The following is a 14,893-nucleotide window of genomic DNA, read 5'->3' on the forward strand; positions in this document are numbered from 1 at the left end:
CCATAACGGGACGCTATTGTTTCGTGAAAGCGTTCTAACGGAGGCAACTCTTCAAACAAACTTCTTTCCACCCTTTGCGGTATTTTCGCTTTTGCAATTACAGGCAATGAATCTAACGGTAATCGCAAACCGATAGGCGAATTTCCAGGAATTAAAAAAAGGTAATCCCTGTTAAATACCCATTTACAACTGAGCCATTTGTCGTTCCAATAATTCCATTGTAACGGTAACACGTACCCGACAGGATCACCCAATCCCTGGTTGAGCAATTGCGCCAGTGTTCTTCGTTCTAACGGGTCTTTTAAGTTGGCCTTAAGTGGATCAACATTAACAGGATTTTTTCCTTCGGTCCATAAAAAATAAAATACATCTTCGTATGCCGGACTCACGTTATCGGGGCTTACTGCTAAACGTTTTGCCAGCTCGCAGGTGAGTTTCTCCGCATCTTTATAGGTGTATCTTTCTTTTTCATTTTCATGAGCAATCAGGTCAATATTTTTCCAGACCGGGTAAAAATCTTTACGCCAGAACAAACCATATTGCCAACGAGGTAATGGTTCACCAGGATACCATTTTCCCTGTCCATAATGGATCAGCCCATTGCGTCCAAACTTTTCACGCAATCTATAAATAAGATTGTGAGACAGCATACGCTTTTCTTTCCCGTCTGCTGCGACGTTCCATTGTGCGGATTCCATATCGTCTATGGAAACAAAAGTAGGTTCACCACCCATGGTCATGCGCACATCGCCTTCGTTTAAGTCTTTATCAACCTGCAGGCCAAGCGCATTTATTTCCTCCCATTGCATGTCGGTATAAGGTTTGGTAACACGCGGATCTTCATAAATACGGGTGACCGAATTTTCAAAGAAGAATTCCACTTCGCATTTATCTGTTGAGCCCACAACGGGAGATGCACTTGCATAATCCGGCGTACATGCCAACGGAATGTGACCTTCGCTTGCAAATAATCCTGAAGTAGCATCTAATCCTATCCAGCCGGCCCCGGGGACATATACTTCCGTCCATGCATGTAAATCAGTGAAATCTTTTAGCGGACCTGATGGTCCATCCAATGATTTTTCATCAGCCGTTAATTGAACAAGGTATCCGGATACAAACCTCGCAGCCAACCCGAGATGACGCAGTATCTGCACAAACAACCAGGCGGTATCCCTGCAGGAACCTAATTTTCGTTCTAACGTTTCTTCGCATGTTTGTACCCCCACTTCCATGCGAATGGAATAGTTAATTTCTTTATTTAATTTCTGGTTAAGGTAAACGAGAAAATCATTGATGGTCTTTTTACTTTTATCAACGCCTTCTAGAAAATGCATTAGAATCGGCCCGTTTTCTTTAATTTCAAGGTAAGGAACCAGTTCTTTCGGCAACTGGTCGCGGTACTGAAAAGGATAATTCTCGGCATATTCTTCCACAAAAAAATCAAAAGGGTTTATGCTGACAAGGTTAGCAATCAGCTCAACATCTATTTTCAATTCATGTGCTTTTTCAGGAAAGACAACCCTTGCCTGGTAATTACCAAAGGGATCTTGTTGCCAGTTTATAAAGTGTTCTTTGGGCTCTACTTTAAATGAATAAGATTCTATGGCAGTTCGGGAATGAACCGCAGGGCGTAAACGAAAAACATGTGGTGATAGAGCGACGTACCTGTCGTAAGAATAAATTGTTTTATGCCGGATTGCAACCCTTATTGCCATATTGGTAATTTAGTTTAAAATGAACAAGGTACCAGCAATCGATCGTTAAATCTATGAATGATAAGGGGGAAGACAAAATTTATTTGAAAGATGGATGTGCCGTGATGAGTAAATAATAAAATAAATCTTCTGCGTTTAAGCGGCTGTGCAAAATAAATTTTTTTGAGAGACCCTTTCCGTTGAATGGGCTTGTAAACATTTATTATTTCTAAATGAAATTGCCGGTTGGCGATGTTGCGGGTCCACGAGTTTTGTTTCTTTTTTCAACTGATTAAAATCCGTTGTTATAATATGAACCGAGGCTACGCCTCTTGAGGACACGGTCACTGCTTTGGTAGAATGTTTACCAACACCTTCTCGCGTAAGACGTCAAAGGAATCCGACTTCTATCGGTGACCTAAAAAGTTCAATAACTACGCCTGGTGCTTCTTTGAGAGCCGTTGGCTCGGCACTTTTTGTAACAATGGGTTTCAACCCATTGCTTTTCACCCCCCATGATATTTTATCAAACCCTCCATGGGGTTTCTCAACACCCTTCCAAGTTGTAATTGATAACTGTTGCACATTTCAGCCAGCACATCTTTAAACCCATAAGCAATTCCTCCTGTGAAATTGACCGGGTATTTCCAGCTCTCACTAAATTTACAAATGTGGTTATAAAAGAAATCGTTGAATCCATCTTCAATAATATTTTCAATCATATAATGTCCCCGGTTCTCAGCTAAAAAAATTGCGAAGGAAGCGAGGTACCGGTTTGCCAGTGGCTGTTTATAAACCGCATTTAAAATCTCATTAGTATTGGTAACAAATTTTGCATCGAACCTGGCGCGAAGATCTTCGTCAAAAGTATTATAGAGATAATATTGAATTACTTTTTTGCCAAGGTAAGCGCCACTACCTTCATCACCCAAAATATACCCTAGTCCGGGATTGTTCTTCATAATTCGTTTTCCATTATAATAGCAGGAGCTGGAACCGGTTCCCAAAATACACGCGATACCCTTTTCAGTACCGCAAAGTGCTTTAGCAGCGCCATCCACATCTGTTTCAACTTTTATTGAAGCTTCCTGAAAAATACCTTTTAACGCCTTCTTTACCAACCTTACATTTTCGGGGTTAATACATCCGGTCCCGTAGTAAAATATTTCCTCAACAATTGTTTTATTCAAATGCGGCACTACCTCCTGCCTTATTATGGCTTCCATTTGAATATCATTAACAAAGTAAGGGCTCATTCCCTGTGAATATATAATTGTTTTCTTTTTACCGCGCAGCAGGCACCACTCTGTCTTTGTGGAACCGCTATCGGCAATCAATTTGATGGCTGGCATGATTATCTCGGGTTTATTAAGGAAATTTGCTCTTTAAAAAATAAAATTAGATAATAAAGAATAGTATGCGCAATAAAAAATTACAGGTTTGGCTTCCGCTGATATTAAGTCTGTGCATGATTGCCGGGATGTTTGTAGGCTACCGCATAAAGGGCAATATGCCCAACACGGGAATTTTTTTTACGAACAGGCCTAAGCCCGTACAGGAAGTAATGGACTTAATTCAACGCGAATATGTGGATAAGGAAAATGAAGATTCACTGGGCGATGTTGCCATAACAGCTATGCTTGCTAAACTTGACCCACATTCTGTTCTGCTCCCGCCGCAGGAGCTCCAGGCTGTTAACGAAGACCTTGAAGGACAGTTTTATGGAATTGGAATAGAGTTCAATATTTTTAGCGATACCATAAATGTATTAAACGTACTTCAAAACAGCCCTTCTGATAAGATCCTCGAAGTAGGCGATAAATTCTTAAAAGTGGGAGACTCAACTGTTGCTGGCGTTCACATCACGTCAGAAAAAATACGCAAATTATTACGAGGTGCCGGCGGCAGCAAAGTAAATATATTATTATTACGAGATGGCAGTCAAAAACAAGTAAGTATCACCCGCGGTATGATACCGTTATATAGTCTTGATGCTGCCTATATGATTACAGACACTATAGGTTATATACGTCTTAATAAGTTCTCGGAAACCACCTATGATGAATTTATGACTGCAACGCAAGACTTGCTAAAAAAAGGAATGAAAAGTATGATACTTGACCTGAGAGACAATGGCGGCGGCATACTTACAGAAGCAACAAATATTGCAGATGAATTCTTAAGTGACGATAAGCTTATTACCTACACTGAAGGCGAGCATTCTCCCAAAAAAGAATACCGCTGTAGTAAACCCGGCATTTTCGAAACAGGTAAACTTGTTGTGCTTGCCAACGAAGGAACCGCATCGGCCAGCGAAATATTGATTGGCGCTTTACAGGACTGGGACAGGGCAACGGTAGTGGGTAGACGCACTTTTGGCAAGGGCCTCGTGCAGGAGCAATTTCAATTGAGCGATGGTTCAGGGCTGAGACTAACGGTGGCCCGTTACTATACACCGCTTGGGCGCAGTATTCAAAAATCATATAAGAACGGAGTGGATGCCTATAACATGGATATTATGAACCGTTTTCATGATGGCGAGATGAGTTTTGCAGATTCTATCAAACATACTAATGAGAAAGTGTACAAAACACAATCCGGAAAGATCGTATATGGAGGTGGTGGTATAACACCGGATGTCTTCGTGGCTTACGACACAACTTCATTTGATAAAGAACTTGCCAAAGTTTACCTGAGCGGAACGCTCAACAATTTCGTTTATAACAATTATCTCGATCACGAAAAAGAGTTTAATTCTTTTAAAACGCCAAAAGAGTTCGAGGAAAAATATAAGGTGGATGAGGCAACCTTAAACGATTTTAAGAAATATGCCGCTACCGATTCCATTAAATATAACCTGGAAGATGCAAGTGCAAAACAGCTTTTAGAAAAGCAAATTAAATCTCTTACAGCAAGGCAAATATGGCGCACTGAAGGATTGTATGAAGTGAGCAATCCGACTGATGAAACAGTTCAAAAAGCGTTACAGGTCATTAACGGAGCTAATCTTTCACAGGTTATTAAATGAAAGGGTTCATCTAAATTTTTTAACTTTAAGTAAAACAATTTTATGTGGAAGAACAACATTTTGGAGACGATTGGAAACACACCACTTATCCGTTTAAATAAGATTACTAAAGATTTGCCGGCCACTGTACTTGCCAAAGTAGAATATTTTAATCCGGGTAATTCTATTAAAGACAGGATGGCCTTAAAGATGCTTGAAGTTGCCGAACTGGAAGGGAAAATAAAACCTGGCGGAACAATTATCGAGGGAACATCAGGCAACACGGGTATGGGTCTTGCACTGGCCGCGTGTATAAAAGGGTATAAATGTATTTTCACAACTACCGACAAACAATCAAAAGAAAAGGCTGATATTTTAAAGGCACTCGGTGCAGAAGTAATTGTGTGCCCGACAAATGTAGAACCTGAAGATCCACGCTCCTATTATTCTGTATCGAAAAGACTGGCCGCAGAAGTTCCCAACTCATGGTATGTAAACCAATATGATAACCTTGCAAACAGGCTGGCGCATTATGAACAAACAGGCCCCGAAATATGGGAACAAACAGAAGGAAAAATAACACATCTTGTTGTGGCCACAGGAACAGGTGGCACTATCGTAGGAACGGGGCAATATCTAAAAGAAAAAAATCCGGAAATTAAAGTATGGGCAATTGATAGTTACGGTTCGTTACTTAAAAAATATTTTGACACCGGTGAAATTGATGAGAACGAAGTCTACCCTTATATCAGTGAAGGATTTGGTGAAGATTTTGTTCCGGCCAATTACGATATGAAATACATAGATCGGTTTGAGAAGGTTACAGATAAAGATGGCGCTGTTATGGCGCGGCGTATTGCCAAGGAAGAAGCTATATTTTGTGGATACAGCGCAGGGAGCTGTTTACAGGGATTAATGCAATTAAAAAATGAATTGAAGAAGACAGATGTTGTTGTTTGCATTTTTCATGATCATGGCAGCAGGTACGTTGCAAAAATTTATAATGATCAATGGATGATGGAAAGAGGATTTCTCGAAGTAAAAACATTTAAAGATCTGGTTAATGGCCGCGGTTCAAAAAAATTAGTAACGATATCGCCCAAACAAAAGGTAGCGGAAGCAATTGCCATTATGAAAAAATATGACATTGAAAATGTTCCGGTAATAAACGGCGAGGGAATTGTTGGCTCATTAAGTGAAGGAGGATTATTCGACAAAATTTTATCAGATCCGGAAATTAAAAACCAGACTGTGGAGTCGGTAATGGAAAAAGAATATCCATTAGTAGCATTTGATATGCCGGTTGAAAAATTAAGTAAACTTATATCAAAACAAACGGGCGCGGTTCTTAGTAAGGATGAAACCGGTGAATATCATATCGTAACTAAATACGACATTATACAAAGCCTTGCGAAATAAATCTACAAAGTAAGAGGCCTTTTACAAGCCATTGATCGTAAAGCAGTAGTGGCATTCGTTAGAAATTTTTTTATAAATAATTTCGTAAAATTACCAGCCACTAAGGGTATTTTTTCTTAGGTTATTTTCTTTCAAATTGCCTGCAAATAGTATTTTTCTATAATTGAAGATTAAGCAATATCGCTATTGCGTGGAGATACACGGGTTTATATCTTTGTATCAGAAGTTGATTGATGTTGATTTAAGCATTAATCATATATCCAAAAATCCAACGAAAAACAAAGATCAGAATCTATCCAAATTCCTGAAAAATCAAAAATCCGGTATCAGTCAACTTCTATTTTTTTCCAATATCATTTCTTTACAAATATGTAAAGAAGAAAAATAAAAATATTGCTTTTAACTTATAAAGTCGGCGATCTTATTATTCTTATGAAAACCAACAAAAATCCAAAGAAGGCCAAAACCATCTGCTCTTTTTGAAAAACGAACCAACGAAAACACTAAAATTTAAATCCTTTAAAGGCTAACACACGCCCCGGATGCCCGTAACAGGGCAAAAAAATTTGCTTCTGCATAATTGATCTATTCAATAATGCAGAAGTTTTTTATTTTACCAATACCTTGCAGGTATACAATGATTATCCAATCTGAAAACATAGCAGATCTAAAAAAGTACTCAAGTATTGTTTCTGTGGTGCCTTCTCAAACAGAACTTCTTTATGAATTAGGGCTCAACGAGGAAGTGAAAGCAATTACAAAATTCTGCATTCATCCAACGGCCTGGTTTAGAAGTAAAACACGAGTCGGCGGAACAAAAACTTTGAACGTTGAACTAATTAAAAAGATTAAGCCCGACCTCGTAATAGCAAACCAGGAGGAAAATGTAAAAGAACAGGTTGAAGAATTGGCGAAAACATGCGACGTTTTTGTTACAGACGTAAACAATCTTTCCGACGCCTTGCAGATGATAAAAGATATCGGCTTGTTAACAGGTCAATTCGATAAAGCGATGAGCATCGCAAATCAACTTGAAAAAAAATTCCTGGACCTGTTAGAGTTCATCACTGCCAAACCGAAATTAAAATCAGCTTATTTAATTTGGCAAAATCCTTACATGGCCGTCGGCGGACATACCTTTATAGATAGCATGATGACATATTGCGGGCTCGAAAATATTTTTACTAACGTAGAGCGCTATCCTGAAATAAGTTTGGAAGATTTGCAGAGTAGCTATCCAGGAAAAAGCCCTTGTGACTTAATTCTTCTTTCCTCGGAGCCATATCCATTTAAAGAAAAACAGCTGCAGGAAATTCAACTAAAATTACCTTCAAAGAAAATTATGTTGGTTGACGGCGAAATGTTCAGCTGGTATGGAAGCAGGTTGTTGAAAGCAGCCGACTATTTCAAAAATCTCCGCGAGACTATTGAGAAAAAGTAAGCAAAACTATTTTGTTATCAAATGGTTACTCAGGCCAATGCATCACAAAAAATTGAACTGTATTGTGATTTTGTCAATTTCCTGTAGGTTTGCATACATTTAAAAAAAAAATTGTAATGGCCTCAAAAAAAATTTCTGAACTATTAGGCGACAAAGCCGATGATTTATTGAATCACAAGTGTATCATTGACAAATCAACGCTTACACTACCTTCCCCAAATTATATTGATGATATTTTCGTTAACAGCAATCGCAATAATCGCGTAGTGCAAAGCATGGAGATGCTGATGGGGCATGGCAGACTGGCCAATACCGGCTACTGTTCCATTTTTCCGGTTGACCAGGGTGTAGAACATAGTGCCGGCGCATCTTTTTCTCCCAATCCAATGTTTTTCGATCCTGAAAACATTGTTAAACTGGCTATCGATGGTGGATGTAATGGCGTAGCATCAACATTTGGTGTGCTCGGTATTTTGAGCAGAAAATATGCACATAAAATTCCTTTCATTGTAAAAATTAACCATAACGAATTATTAACCTATCCTAATAAATTTGACGAAGTAATGTATGGCACGGTAAAAAGCGCTTATAACATGGGCGCTGTAGCTGTTGGTGCTACTATCTACTGGGGCAGCCAGGAAAGCACCCGTCAATTGCAGGAAGTAAGCCAGGCTTTCGAGTTGGCGCATGAATTGGGAATGGCAACCATTCTTTGGTGTTATACAAGAAATAATGCGTTTAAAGTTGGCAGCGTTGATTATCATACTTCTGCTGACCTTACCGGGCAGGCCAATCATCTTGGAGTAACAATTCAGGCAGATATTATTAAACAGAAGATGGCGACAAACAATGGCGGATTCAATGCCATAAAATTTGGAAAAACATCGCCATTGGTATATGAAAAATTAACAACAGATCACCCGATTGATTTATGCCGCTACCAGGTATTAAATTGCTATAGCGGAAAGATAGGCTTAATAAATAGTGGTGGTGAAAGCAAAGGCGCTACTGATTTAGCCGAATCTGTTCAAACGGCAGTTGTTAATAAACGTGCTGGTGGAACGGGATTAATTTTGGGCAGGAAGGCATTTCAAAAGCCATATAAGGAAGGCGTAGAATTATTGATGGCTACACAGGATGTCTATCTCGATAATAGTATAACAATCGCCTAAAATTTAAGGTAGTCATTAAGTCAATGGTCATTGGCGTTTAGTGATGATCGTGAGTTTAATGACTCAATGACAAACGACTTAATGACTTTTTTATGAAACAGGAAGAAGATTTTGATGCAAACCTGGCAGGCGAAGATGGTGAGGCTGAAGAAACCAAGCGACGGTGGTTCCGGAGAATTAAAAAAGGAATCACCACATCAACAAAAGACAAGAAGGAAGCCCCCGATGGCTTATGGACCAAATGCCCCTCTTGCCGCTATACATGTACTGTTTCTGAACTTCGGGAAAATCTATTTGTATGCCCGAAGTGCGATTATCATCATCGAATTGGAAGTGCCGAATATTTTGAAATCATTTTCGATAATAATACCTACCAGGAATTATATCCCAACATAAAATCGATAGATTTTTTAGGATTCGTTGATTTAAAATCTTATTCCCAGCGATTAAAGGAAACGTACTCTAAAACCTCAATTCATGATTCAATTACGGTAGCCCATGGAAAAATAACGGGCATGGATATGGTAATTGCTTGCATGGATTTCGAGTTTATTGGAGGAAGTCTCGGAAGCGTAATGGGTGAAAAAATCACCAGGTCCTGCGACTATTGCATTGAACATAAAATCCCTTTTATGATTATTAATAAGAGCGGAGGCGCGAGGATGATGGAAAGTGCATTTTCGCTGATGCAGTTGGCAAAAACATCTGGAGGATTGTCTAAAATGTCTGATGCAAAAATACCATACATATCACTTTGTACAGACCCCACCTTTGGTGGAACCACAGCTTCCTTTGCAATGCTTGGCGACATAATCATGGCTGAACCCGGCGCTCTTATTGGTTTTGCCGGACCACGTGTTATAAAAGAGACTATTAAAAAAGATCTTCCACCTGGTTTTCAACGGAGTGAATTTTTATTAGAGCATGGCTTTCTTGATTTTATCGTTCCACGAAAAGAACTTAAAGATAAATTGAGTCAATTATTGACTTTATTTAGAAATTAGCGCATCATTGGTCAAGAAGTCAATTGCCAATTGTAATTTTATCAATTGACTTCTTGGACCTTTCTATTATGGACATCAGCAACCGCAAAGCATATTACGAATACAATATTGAAACAAAATATATTGCAGGCATGGTATTGACAGGTACTGAAATAAAATCACTTCGTGCGGGCAAAGCAAGTTTTAACGATAGCTATTGCATTTTTAACAAGGGTGAATTGTTTGTAAAGAGCCTTCATATTTCTGAATACAATTTTGGCACTCATTACAATCACGAACCAATGCAGGAGCGAAAATTATTACTGCATAAAAAAGAATTGCGCAAGCTTGAAGGTAAAATAAAGGAGAAAGGATATTCTATCATTCCGCTGAAAATTTTTATTGCTGAAAACGGGTTTGCAAAAATGGAAATAGGTTTAGGCAAAGGCAAAAAGATTTACGACAAAAGAGAAACCATTAAAGAACGCGAAAGTGATAGGGATATAAAAAGGAAATATGGTGTATGATACCTAACCCGGTAGGATAGACGAAAAAATTAACATTAGCACTCGCTCAAACTCAGCGGAACACTAATTGCCAATCCGCCATCGGCCGTTTCTTTATATTTACTGCTCATATCTATTGCGGTGTTCCACATCGTTTTAATAACGTTATCAAGACTTACTTTGGCATAATCGGGGGCACTCTGTAAGGCAAGCTGGCAGGCAGTTATAGCTTTTATAGCTCCCATGGTATTTCTTTCTATGCACGGTATTTGAACGAGGCCGTTTATGGGATCGCAGGTCATACCCAAATGATGCTCCATAGCAATTTCAGCGGCCATTAAAGCCTGCCGTTGGGTGCCCCCCAAACATTCAGTTAAAGCAGCAGCGGCCATCGATGACGAAACACCAATTTCTGCCTGGCAACCACCCATTGCCGCTGAAATAGTGGCGCCCTTTTTAAATATACTTCCAACTTCTGAAGCCGTTAGTAAGAACTGGATGATCTTATCGTTCTCGTTAGCATCGCAAAAAATTATATAGTAGGCTAAAACTGCGGGTATTACTCCGGCCGCGCCGTTAGTTGGTGCCGTAACTACCCGACCGAATGAAGCATTTTGCTCATTAACTGCCAGGGCAAAGCAACTGACCCAATCCAGCGTGTACTTAAAATCATTTCCGCCTTGCCTGATGACATACAGCCAGGAATTGAAATCAGTGTATTGATTGTCCTTCAGCAATTTCTTGTTCAAAAGCGCTGCTCTTCTTTTTACATTCAGGCCGCCGGGCAGAATACCCTGGCAATGGCATCCTTTAAATATGGACTCCTTCATAACATTCCATATTTCGAGTATCCCTGACCGTGTCTCCTGCTCACTTCTCCACACATTTTCGTTTTCCATTACTACTTCGCTTATGTTCATTCCTGTCTTCATACACCAATGTAGCAGGTCGTCCGCATTGTTTATCGGAAATGGAAGAATAACGCCACTATCTTCATTTAACTGGCCGCCCTCTTTATGGACGAATCCCCCACCTACTGAATAGTATGTTTCGGCAAGATGTTCCTCATTATTTAATACGGCTAAAAAAGTAAGCGCATTTGGATGATACGGCAATGATTCCGTATATAAGAATTCTATGTCTTCCGCTGGCTCAAAATCTATTTCGTACTGACCATTCAGCAATAATTTTTTGTTCGATCTAATATTATTGATAGTTTCATCAATCGTATCTACATTGAACGTTACGGGATTTTCACCACACAAACCAAGTTGGACGGCTATATCAGTACCGTGCCCTTTTCCTGTTTTTGCAAGCGAGCCGTAAAGGAGTACTTCGAGCCTGCAGACCTTGTGTAATAAATCTTTTTGTTGTAAGGAGTTCAAAAAAAGACCGGCAGCACGCCATGGCCCAAGTGTGTGGCTGCTTGATGGCCCCACGCCTATTTTGAACATATCAAAAACAGAAATTGCTTCGTGGCTCAAATAAAAAATTTATAGGTCAAAGTTATGTAAAAGGTTATGCTTCCGCGGAGATTCACGTAACCCCCATAAAAAACAAAAAGCCCTGATGTTTCCATCAAAGCCTTCTGTAATAACTTCAATAAAATTATTGTACGTCTGCGAGTTTAATATTAAATACCAGGTATGAATTTGGGGGTACAATAATATTACCAGAGTTGTCACGAACTGCACTACTACCATATGCCAATGATGGAGGAAGGTATAACGTCATTACACCGCCTTTGCTCAATAAAGGGAGGGCTTTTTGCCAACCAACAATTGCCTGCCCAAGTTGAAACGAGGCGACAGTGCCGGTAGCGGTAGAATCAAAGGTAACTCCATTAAAAAAACTAGCCTTATAACTTACGTATACCGTTGAGCAAAGACCTGTGACCGTAGCTCCTGACCCTGAGCTATCAATATGATAAAAAAATCCGGCAGGATCAGGTGTGGCATTATTAATTCCATGAGCATGAATTGAATCGTTAGTTGCCACAACTTGCGAGTCGGGAACAGCGACGTTTGAAGGTTGAAAACTGCATCCTCCGCCGGTACTACTATTTTTAACACAGCTTGCAAATATCATTGAAAAAATAAATAGCCCAAATATTATTCCTTTCATCATTAAAAATTTTGTTTGCAAATAAAGAGCATAAAAATTATTAATGCGCTGCATCGTCTCTTTCCTGCTTAAATTTTAACTCTTTATATAGTTGTTCATTTTGTTCCCATTTAAACTTTCCCCGGAATAGCGAAAAGAAAATGGCAACAAACAATACCGTAATGATAATCACGATCATTTGTGAGTCAGAAATATATATCATATTCTTGTACCATCCATGAAAAATGACGACCACCAGAACCGGAAGCGCAAACACAAGCCCCATGGGAAGTCCCATCGCCAACTGTCTTAAAATTAGATTTTCTTTATCGCGATTCTTCTCCCAATATTCCACAAAAAGTAATTCATCTTTTGTAAGCATTCGCAAATTTACCAAGTATAATTCCGGTAAAAAAATATCAGCTTTATTGGACGCTATGCATTTTTTGGAATTCGCTCAATAAAATGTAGGTTTGCTTTCATTAAAAATAAAACTGTGAAAATTGAGCAGGCTCTGGTACTCTACTTATTGAAGCACAAACAAATTTCTCTGCAGGGAATTGGAACATTTAAAATTGATGGGGCAATACCCGAAAATAACGATCACGACAAACCTGTTATAATTCCTGCTGAAGCTATTTCATTTACTTACGATCCAAAAACTAAGGAAGACGATGAACTGATCGATTTTATAGTTCTAAACACAAAAAAAATTAAACCACTTGCTTCTGCAGATCTGGATTCATTTCTGACCCTGGGTCGGCAGTTTCTTAATATCGGAAAGCCATTCACTATTCAGAACCTGGGAACGCTTGAAAAATTAAATTCCGGAGATCTTGTATTTAAGCCCGGACCTGTTATACAAAAGATAGAACTTCCAAAACCAAAAATTGAGGATGAGGGCGGCGAAAAATATGATGAGAATTTGTTTCATGATTATCAAAAAGAACCGCCCACTGATAATAGAAAAGTATTTCTGATTATTGTAATCATCGCGTTATTAGGATTGGGATCGTGGGCTGCCTGGTACTATGGATTTAAAAAAGATACGGCTGAACCCACCTCTTCTTCTGATAACATTGTACCAGTGAAAGACACAGTTAAAACAATCGCAAATCATATAAGCGATTCTTTAGCCGAAGCGCAACGGGTAACTGACAGTATAAGAAATGCGCAAAAAAATCCTTCCGATTCTTTTACTTTTAAAGTAGTTCTAAAAACGACAACTAATAAAGAAGTTGCGCTTGCAAGACTTGCCAAACTAAAAAGTTATGGGAGAAACGTAATTATGTACACAAATGATTCAATAACTTATAAAGTGGCTCAGCCGTTTATGCTTCCGCTTTCCGACACCACCAAAATACTTGATTCGTTAAACAACTACTTCTATCTTGGGCGGGCCCATATTGAAACAAAATAGTTCGTCTGCATTTTAGATTTAGATGACGCAATATTTTCAAGCCCGTCACTATTTGCCTGAAGGGCATTGATGCAAATTCGCATTGATTCTAAATAATGAGCGTGCGGGGGAGAAATCACAATTTTAATGGGCGAAATTTGGGTTTGAACTGTATGGGTAATTCAATAAATTAAGTTTGTGTAAATGATGAATCTATGGTAAATCTTATTGAAAAAATAAAAGAAACCTCTGAATACCTTGCCCAACAAGGCATTCAAAAACCGGCAATCGGCATTGTGCTGGGTACCGGACTTGGTGCATTAGCAACTAAAATTGAGGTTACCACGTCCATTCCATATTCATCAATTCCTAATTTTCCCGAGTCAACGGTAGAGTTTCATAAAGGCCAGTTGATTTATGGAGACATTGGCGGCACGATGGTTCTTGTGATGCAGGGACGCTATCACTACTACGAAGGCTATTCCATGCAACAAATTACCTTCCCAATTAGAGTTATGAAAAAATTGGGCATACAATACCTGTTGCTAAGCAACGCCGCTGGTGGCATTAATACCGACTTTAAAAAAAGTGATCTTGTTTTAATTGATGACCATATAGATTTATTGCCGGAGAACCCTTTGCGCGGTTTGAATGATAGCACCTTTGGAAACAGGTTCGTGGATATGAGTGCTCCTTATAATGAAAAACTTAATCAGCTGTTCACCACTTCGGCGAATAATCTTTCAATCAATTTAAAGAAAGGAATATACGCAGCCGTTCCCGGGCCTAATCTTGAAACCCGTGCCGAATACAGGTATATAAGAAGTATTGGAGCTGACATGGTCGGGATGAGCACGGTTCCCGAAGTAATAGTCGCGAATCACATAGGTATGCAGTGCGCAGCGGTGAGTGTAATCACAGATGAATGTGACCCGGACAATTTAAAGCCTGTAGACATTAGTGAAATAATCAAAGTAGCGGGAGAAGCCGATAAGACGCTCAGCGAATTATTCGAAGGCGTTATAACTTCCTTATGGTATAACGTATAAGGGTAACGGCTAAATTACTGCTATCAGCGTTTTAACGGCTATGGATTCTCCACCGTTTTATCCTGCGCAAGTTCGGCATCATCGGGTGTGCTTCTCATATCCCTGTCCAGCGAATAA

13 protein-coding genes are annotated in these 14,893 nt (G+C 39.3%); 8 read left to right on the plus strand and 5 right to left on the minus strand.

The genetic code is table 11. From position 1 onward, the window contains the following. Both ACO1O5_RS04015 and ACO1O5_RS04020 read right to left on the minus strand, forming a co-directional pair. On the minus strand, window positions 1-1,718 hold a 1,718-nt coding region (locus tag ACO1O5_RS04015), incomplete at its 3' end, for a transglutaminase family protein (RefSeq protein WP_486268550.1). Between the two features lie 485 nt (window positions 1,719-2,203). Further along, window positions 2,204-3,049 (minus strand): N-acetylglucosamine kinase, encoded by an 846-nt coding sequence (locus ACO1O5_RS04020; RefSeq protein ID WP_486268551.1) that lies wholly within the window; start codon window positions 3,047-3,049, stop codon window positions 2,204-2,206. A gap of 65 nt (window positions 3,050-3,114) precedes the next feature. Here ACO1O5_RS04020 and ACO1O5_RS04025 point away from each other — a divergent pair, with 65 nt between their 5' ends. From ACO1O5_RS04025 to smpB, 6 genes are all read left to right on the plus strand, one after another. Next, complete coding sequence (locus tag ACO1O5_RS04025) at window positions 3,115-4,725, plus strand: S41 family peptidase (RefSeq protein WP_486268552.1); 1,611 nt, start codon at window positions 3,115-3,117, stop codon at window positions 4,723-4,725. Window positions 4,726-4,767: 42 nt separating this feature from the next. Next, window positions 4,768-6,123, plus strand: a complete 1,356-nt coding sequence (locus ACO1O5_RS04030; protein WP_486268553.1) for a pyridoxal-phosphate dependent enzyme — start codon at window positions 4,768-4,770, stop codon at window positions 6,121-6,123. A 637-nt stretch (window positions 6,124-6,760) separates the two neighbouring features. Next, window positions 6,761-7,564, plus strand: coding sequence for a helical backbone metal receptor (locus ACO1O5_RS04035; protein WP_486268554.1), 804 nt, complete (start codon window positions 6,761-6,763; stop codon window positions 7,562-7,564). A 116-nt stretch (window positions 7,565-7,680) separates the two neighbouring features. Next, a complete protein-coding gene (locus ACO1O5_RS04040; RefSeq protein WP_486268555.1) occupies window positions 7,681-8,736 on the plus strand; it encodes a class I fructose-bisphosphate aldolase in 1,056 nt (351 codons plus the stop codon). Window positions 8,737-8,828: 92 nt separating this feature from the next. Beyond that, window positions 8,829-9,740 (plus strand): acetyl-CoA carboxylase, carboxyltransferase subunit beta, encoded by a 912-nt coding sequence (accD, locus tag ACO1O5_RS04045; protein ID WP_486268556.1) that lies wholly within the window; start codon window positions 8,829-8,831, stop codon window positions 9,738-9,740. 53 nt (window positions 9,741-9,793) lie between these two features. After that, a complete protein-coding gene (smpB, locus tag ACO1O5_RS04050) occupies window positions 9,794-10,246 on the plus strand; it encodes an SsrA-binding protein SmpB (protein ID WP_486268557.1) in 453 nt (150 codons plus the stop codon). A 35-nt stretch (window positions 10,247-10,281) separates the two neighbouring features. Here the strand turns inward: smpB and ACO1O5_RS04055 are convergent, their stop codons facing one another. From ACO1O5_RS04055 to ACO1O5_RS04065, 3 genes are all read right to left on the minus strand, one after another. Beyond that, window positions 10,282-11,709: an L-serine ammonia-lyase gene (locus ACO1O5_RS04055; RefSeq protein ID WP_486268558.1), complete on the minus strand. Its 1,428-nt coding sequence runs from the start codon at window positions 11,707-11,709 to the stop codon at window positions 10,282-10,284. Window positions 11,710-11,833: 124 nt separating this feature from the next. After that, window positions 11,834-12,349: an FKBP-type peptidyl-prolyl cis-trans isomerase gene (locus tag ACO1O5_RS04060; protein WP_486268559.1), complete on the minus strand. Its 516-nt coding sequence runs from the start codon at window positions 12,347-12,349 to the stop codon at window positions 11,834-11,836. A 40-nt stretch (window positions 12,350-12,389) separates the two neighbouring features. After that, window positions 12,390-12,710 (minus strand): hypothetical protein, encoded by a 321-nt coding sequence (locus ACO1O5_RS04065; RefSeq protein ID WP_486268560.1) that lies wholly within the window; start codon window positions 12,708-12,710, stop codon window positions 12,390-12,392. Window positions 12,711-12,824: 114 nt separating this feature from the next. Between ACO1O5_RS04065 and ACO1O5_RS04070 the strand changes: the two genes are divergently transcribed. Beyond that, the gene (locus ACO1O5_RS04070) at window positions 12,825-13,748 is read left to right on the plus strand and encodes a hypothetical protein (RefSeq protein WP_486268561.1); all 924 of its coding nucleotides are present in this window, start codon (window positions 12,825-12,827) and stop codon (window positions 13,746-13,748) included. A 194-nt stretch (window positions 13,749-13,942) separates the two neighbouring features. After that, complete coding sequence (locus ACO1O5_RS04075; protein WP_486268562.1) at window positions 13,943-14,776, plus strand: purine-nucleoside phosphorylase; 834 nt, start codon at window positions 13,943-13,945, stop codon at window positions 14,774-14,776. The last annotated feature ends 117 nt before the right edge of the window (window positions 14,777-14,893 follow it).

This window comes from Ginsengibacter sp. (assembly GCF_057362405.1).

What these genes read in the sequence shown, in the direction of transcription:
- ACO1O5_RS04060 (WP_486268559.1), bottom strand. Translation starts at nt 12,349, where the DNA reads ATGAAAGGAATAATATTTGGGCTATTTATTTTTTCAATGATATTTGCA.
- ACO1O5_RS04065 (WP_486268560.1), bottom strand. Translation starts at nt 12,710, where the DNA reads ATGCTTACAAAAGATGAATTACTTTTTGTGGAATATTGGGAGAAGAAT.
- accD (WP_486268556.1), top strand. Translation starts at nt 8,829, where the DNA reads ATGAAACAGGAAGAAGATTTTGATGCAAACCTGGCAGGCGAAGATGGT.
- ACO1O5_RS04040 (WP_486268555.1), top strand. Translation starts at nt 7,681, where the DNA reads ATGGCCTCAAAAAAAATTTCTGAACTATTAGGCGACAAAGCCGATGAT.
- ACO1O5_RS04020 (WP_486268551.1), bottom strand. Translation starts at nt 3,049, where the DNA reads ATGCCAGCCATCAAATTGATTGCCGATAGCGGTTCCACAAAGACAGAG.
- ACO1O5_RS04025 (WP_486268552.1), top strand. Translation starts at nt 3,115, where the DNA reads ATGCGCAATAAAAAATTACAGGTTTGGCTTCCGCTGATATTAAGTCTG.
- ACO1O5_RS04030 (WP_486268553.1), top strand. Translation starts at nt 4,768, where the DNA reads ATGTGGAAGAACAACATTTTGGAGACGATTGGAAACACACCACTTATC.
- ACO1O5_RS04075 (WP_486268562.1), top strand. Translation starts at nt 13,943, where the DNA reads ATGGTAAATCTTATTGAAAAAATAAAAGAAACCTCTGAATACCTTGCC.
- ACO1O5_RS04035 (WP_486268554.1), top strand. Translation starts at nt 6,761, where the DNA reads ATGATTATCCAATCTGAAAACATAGCAGATCTAAAAAAGTACTCAAGT.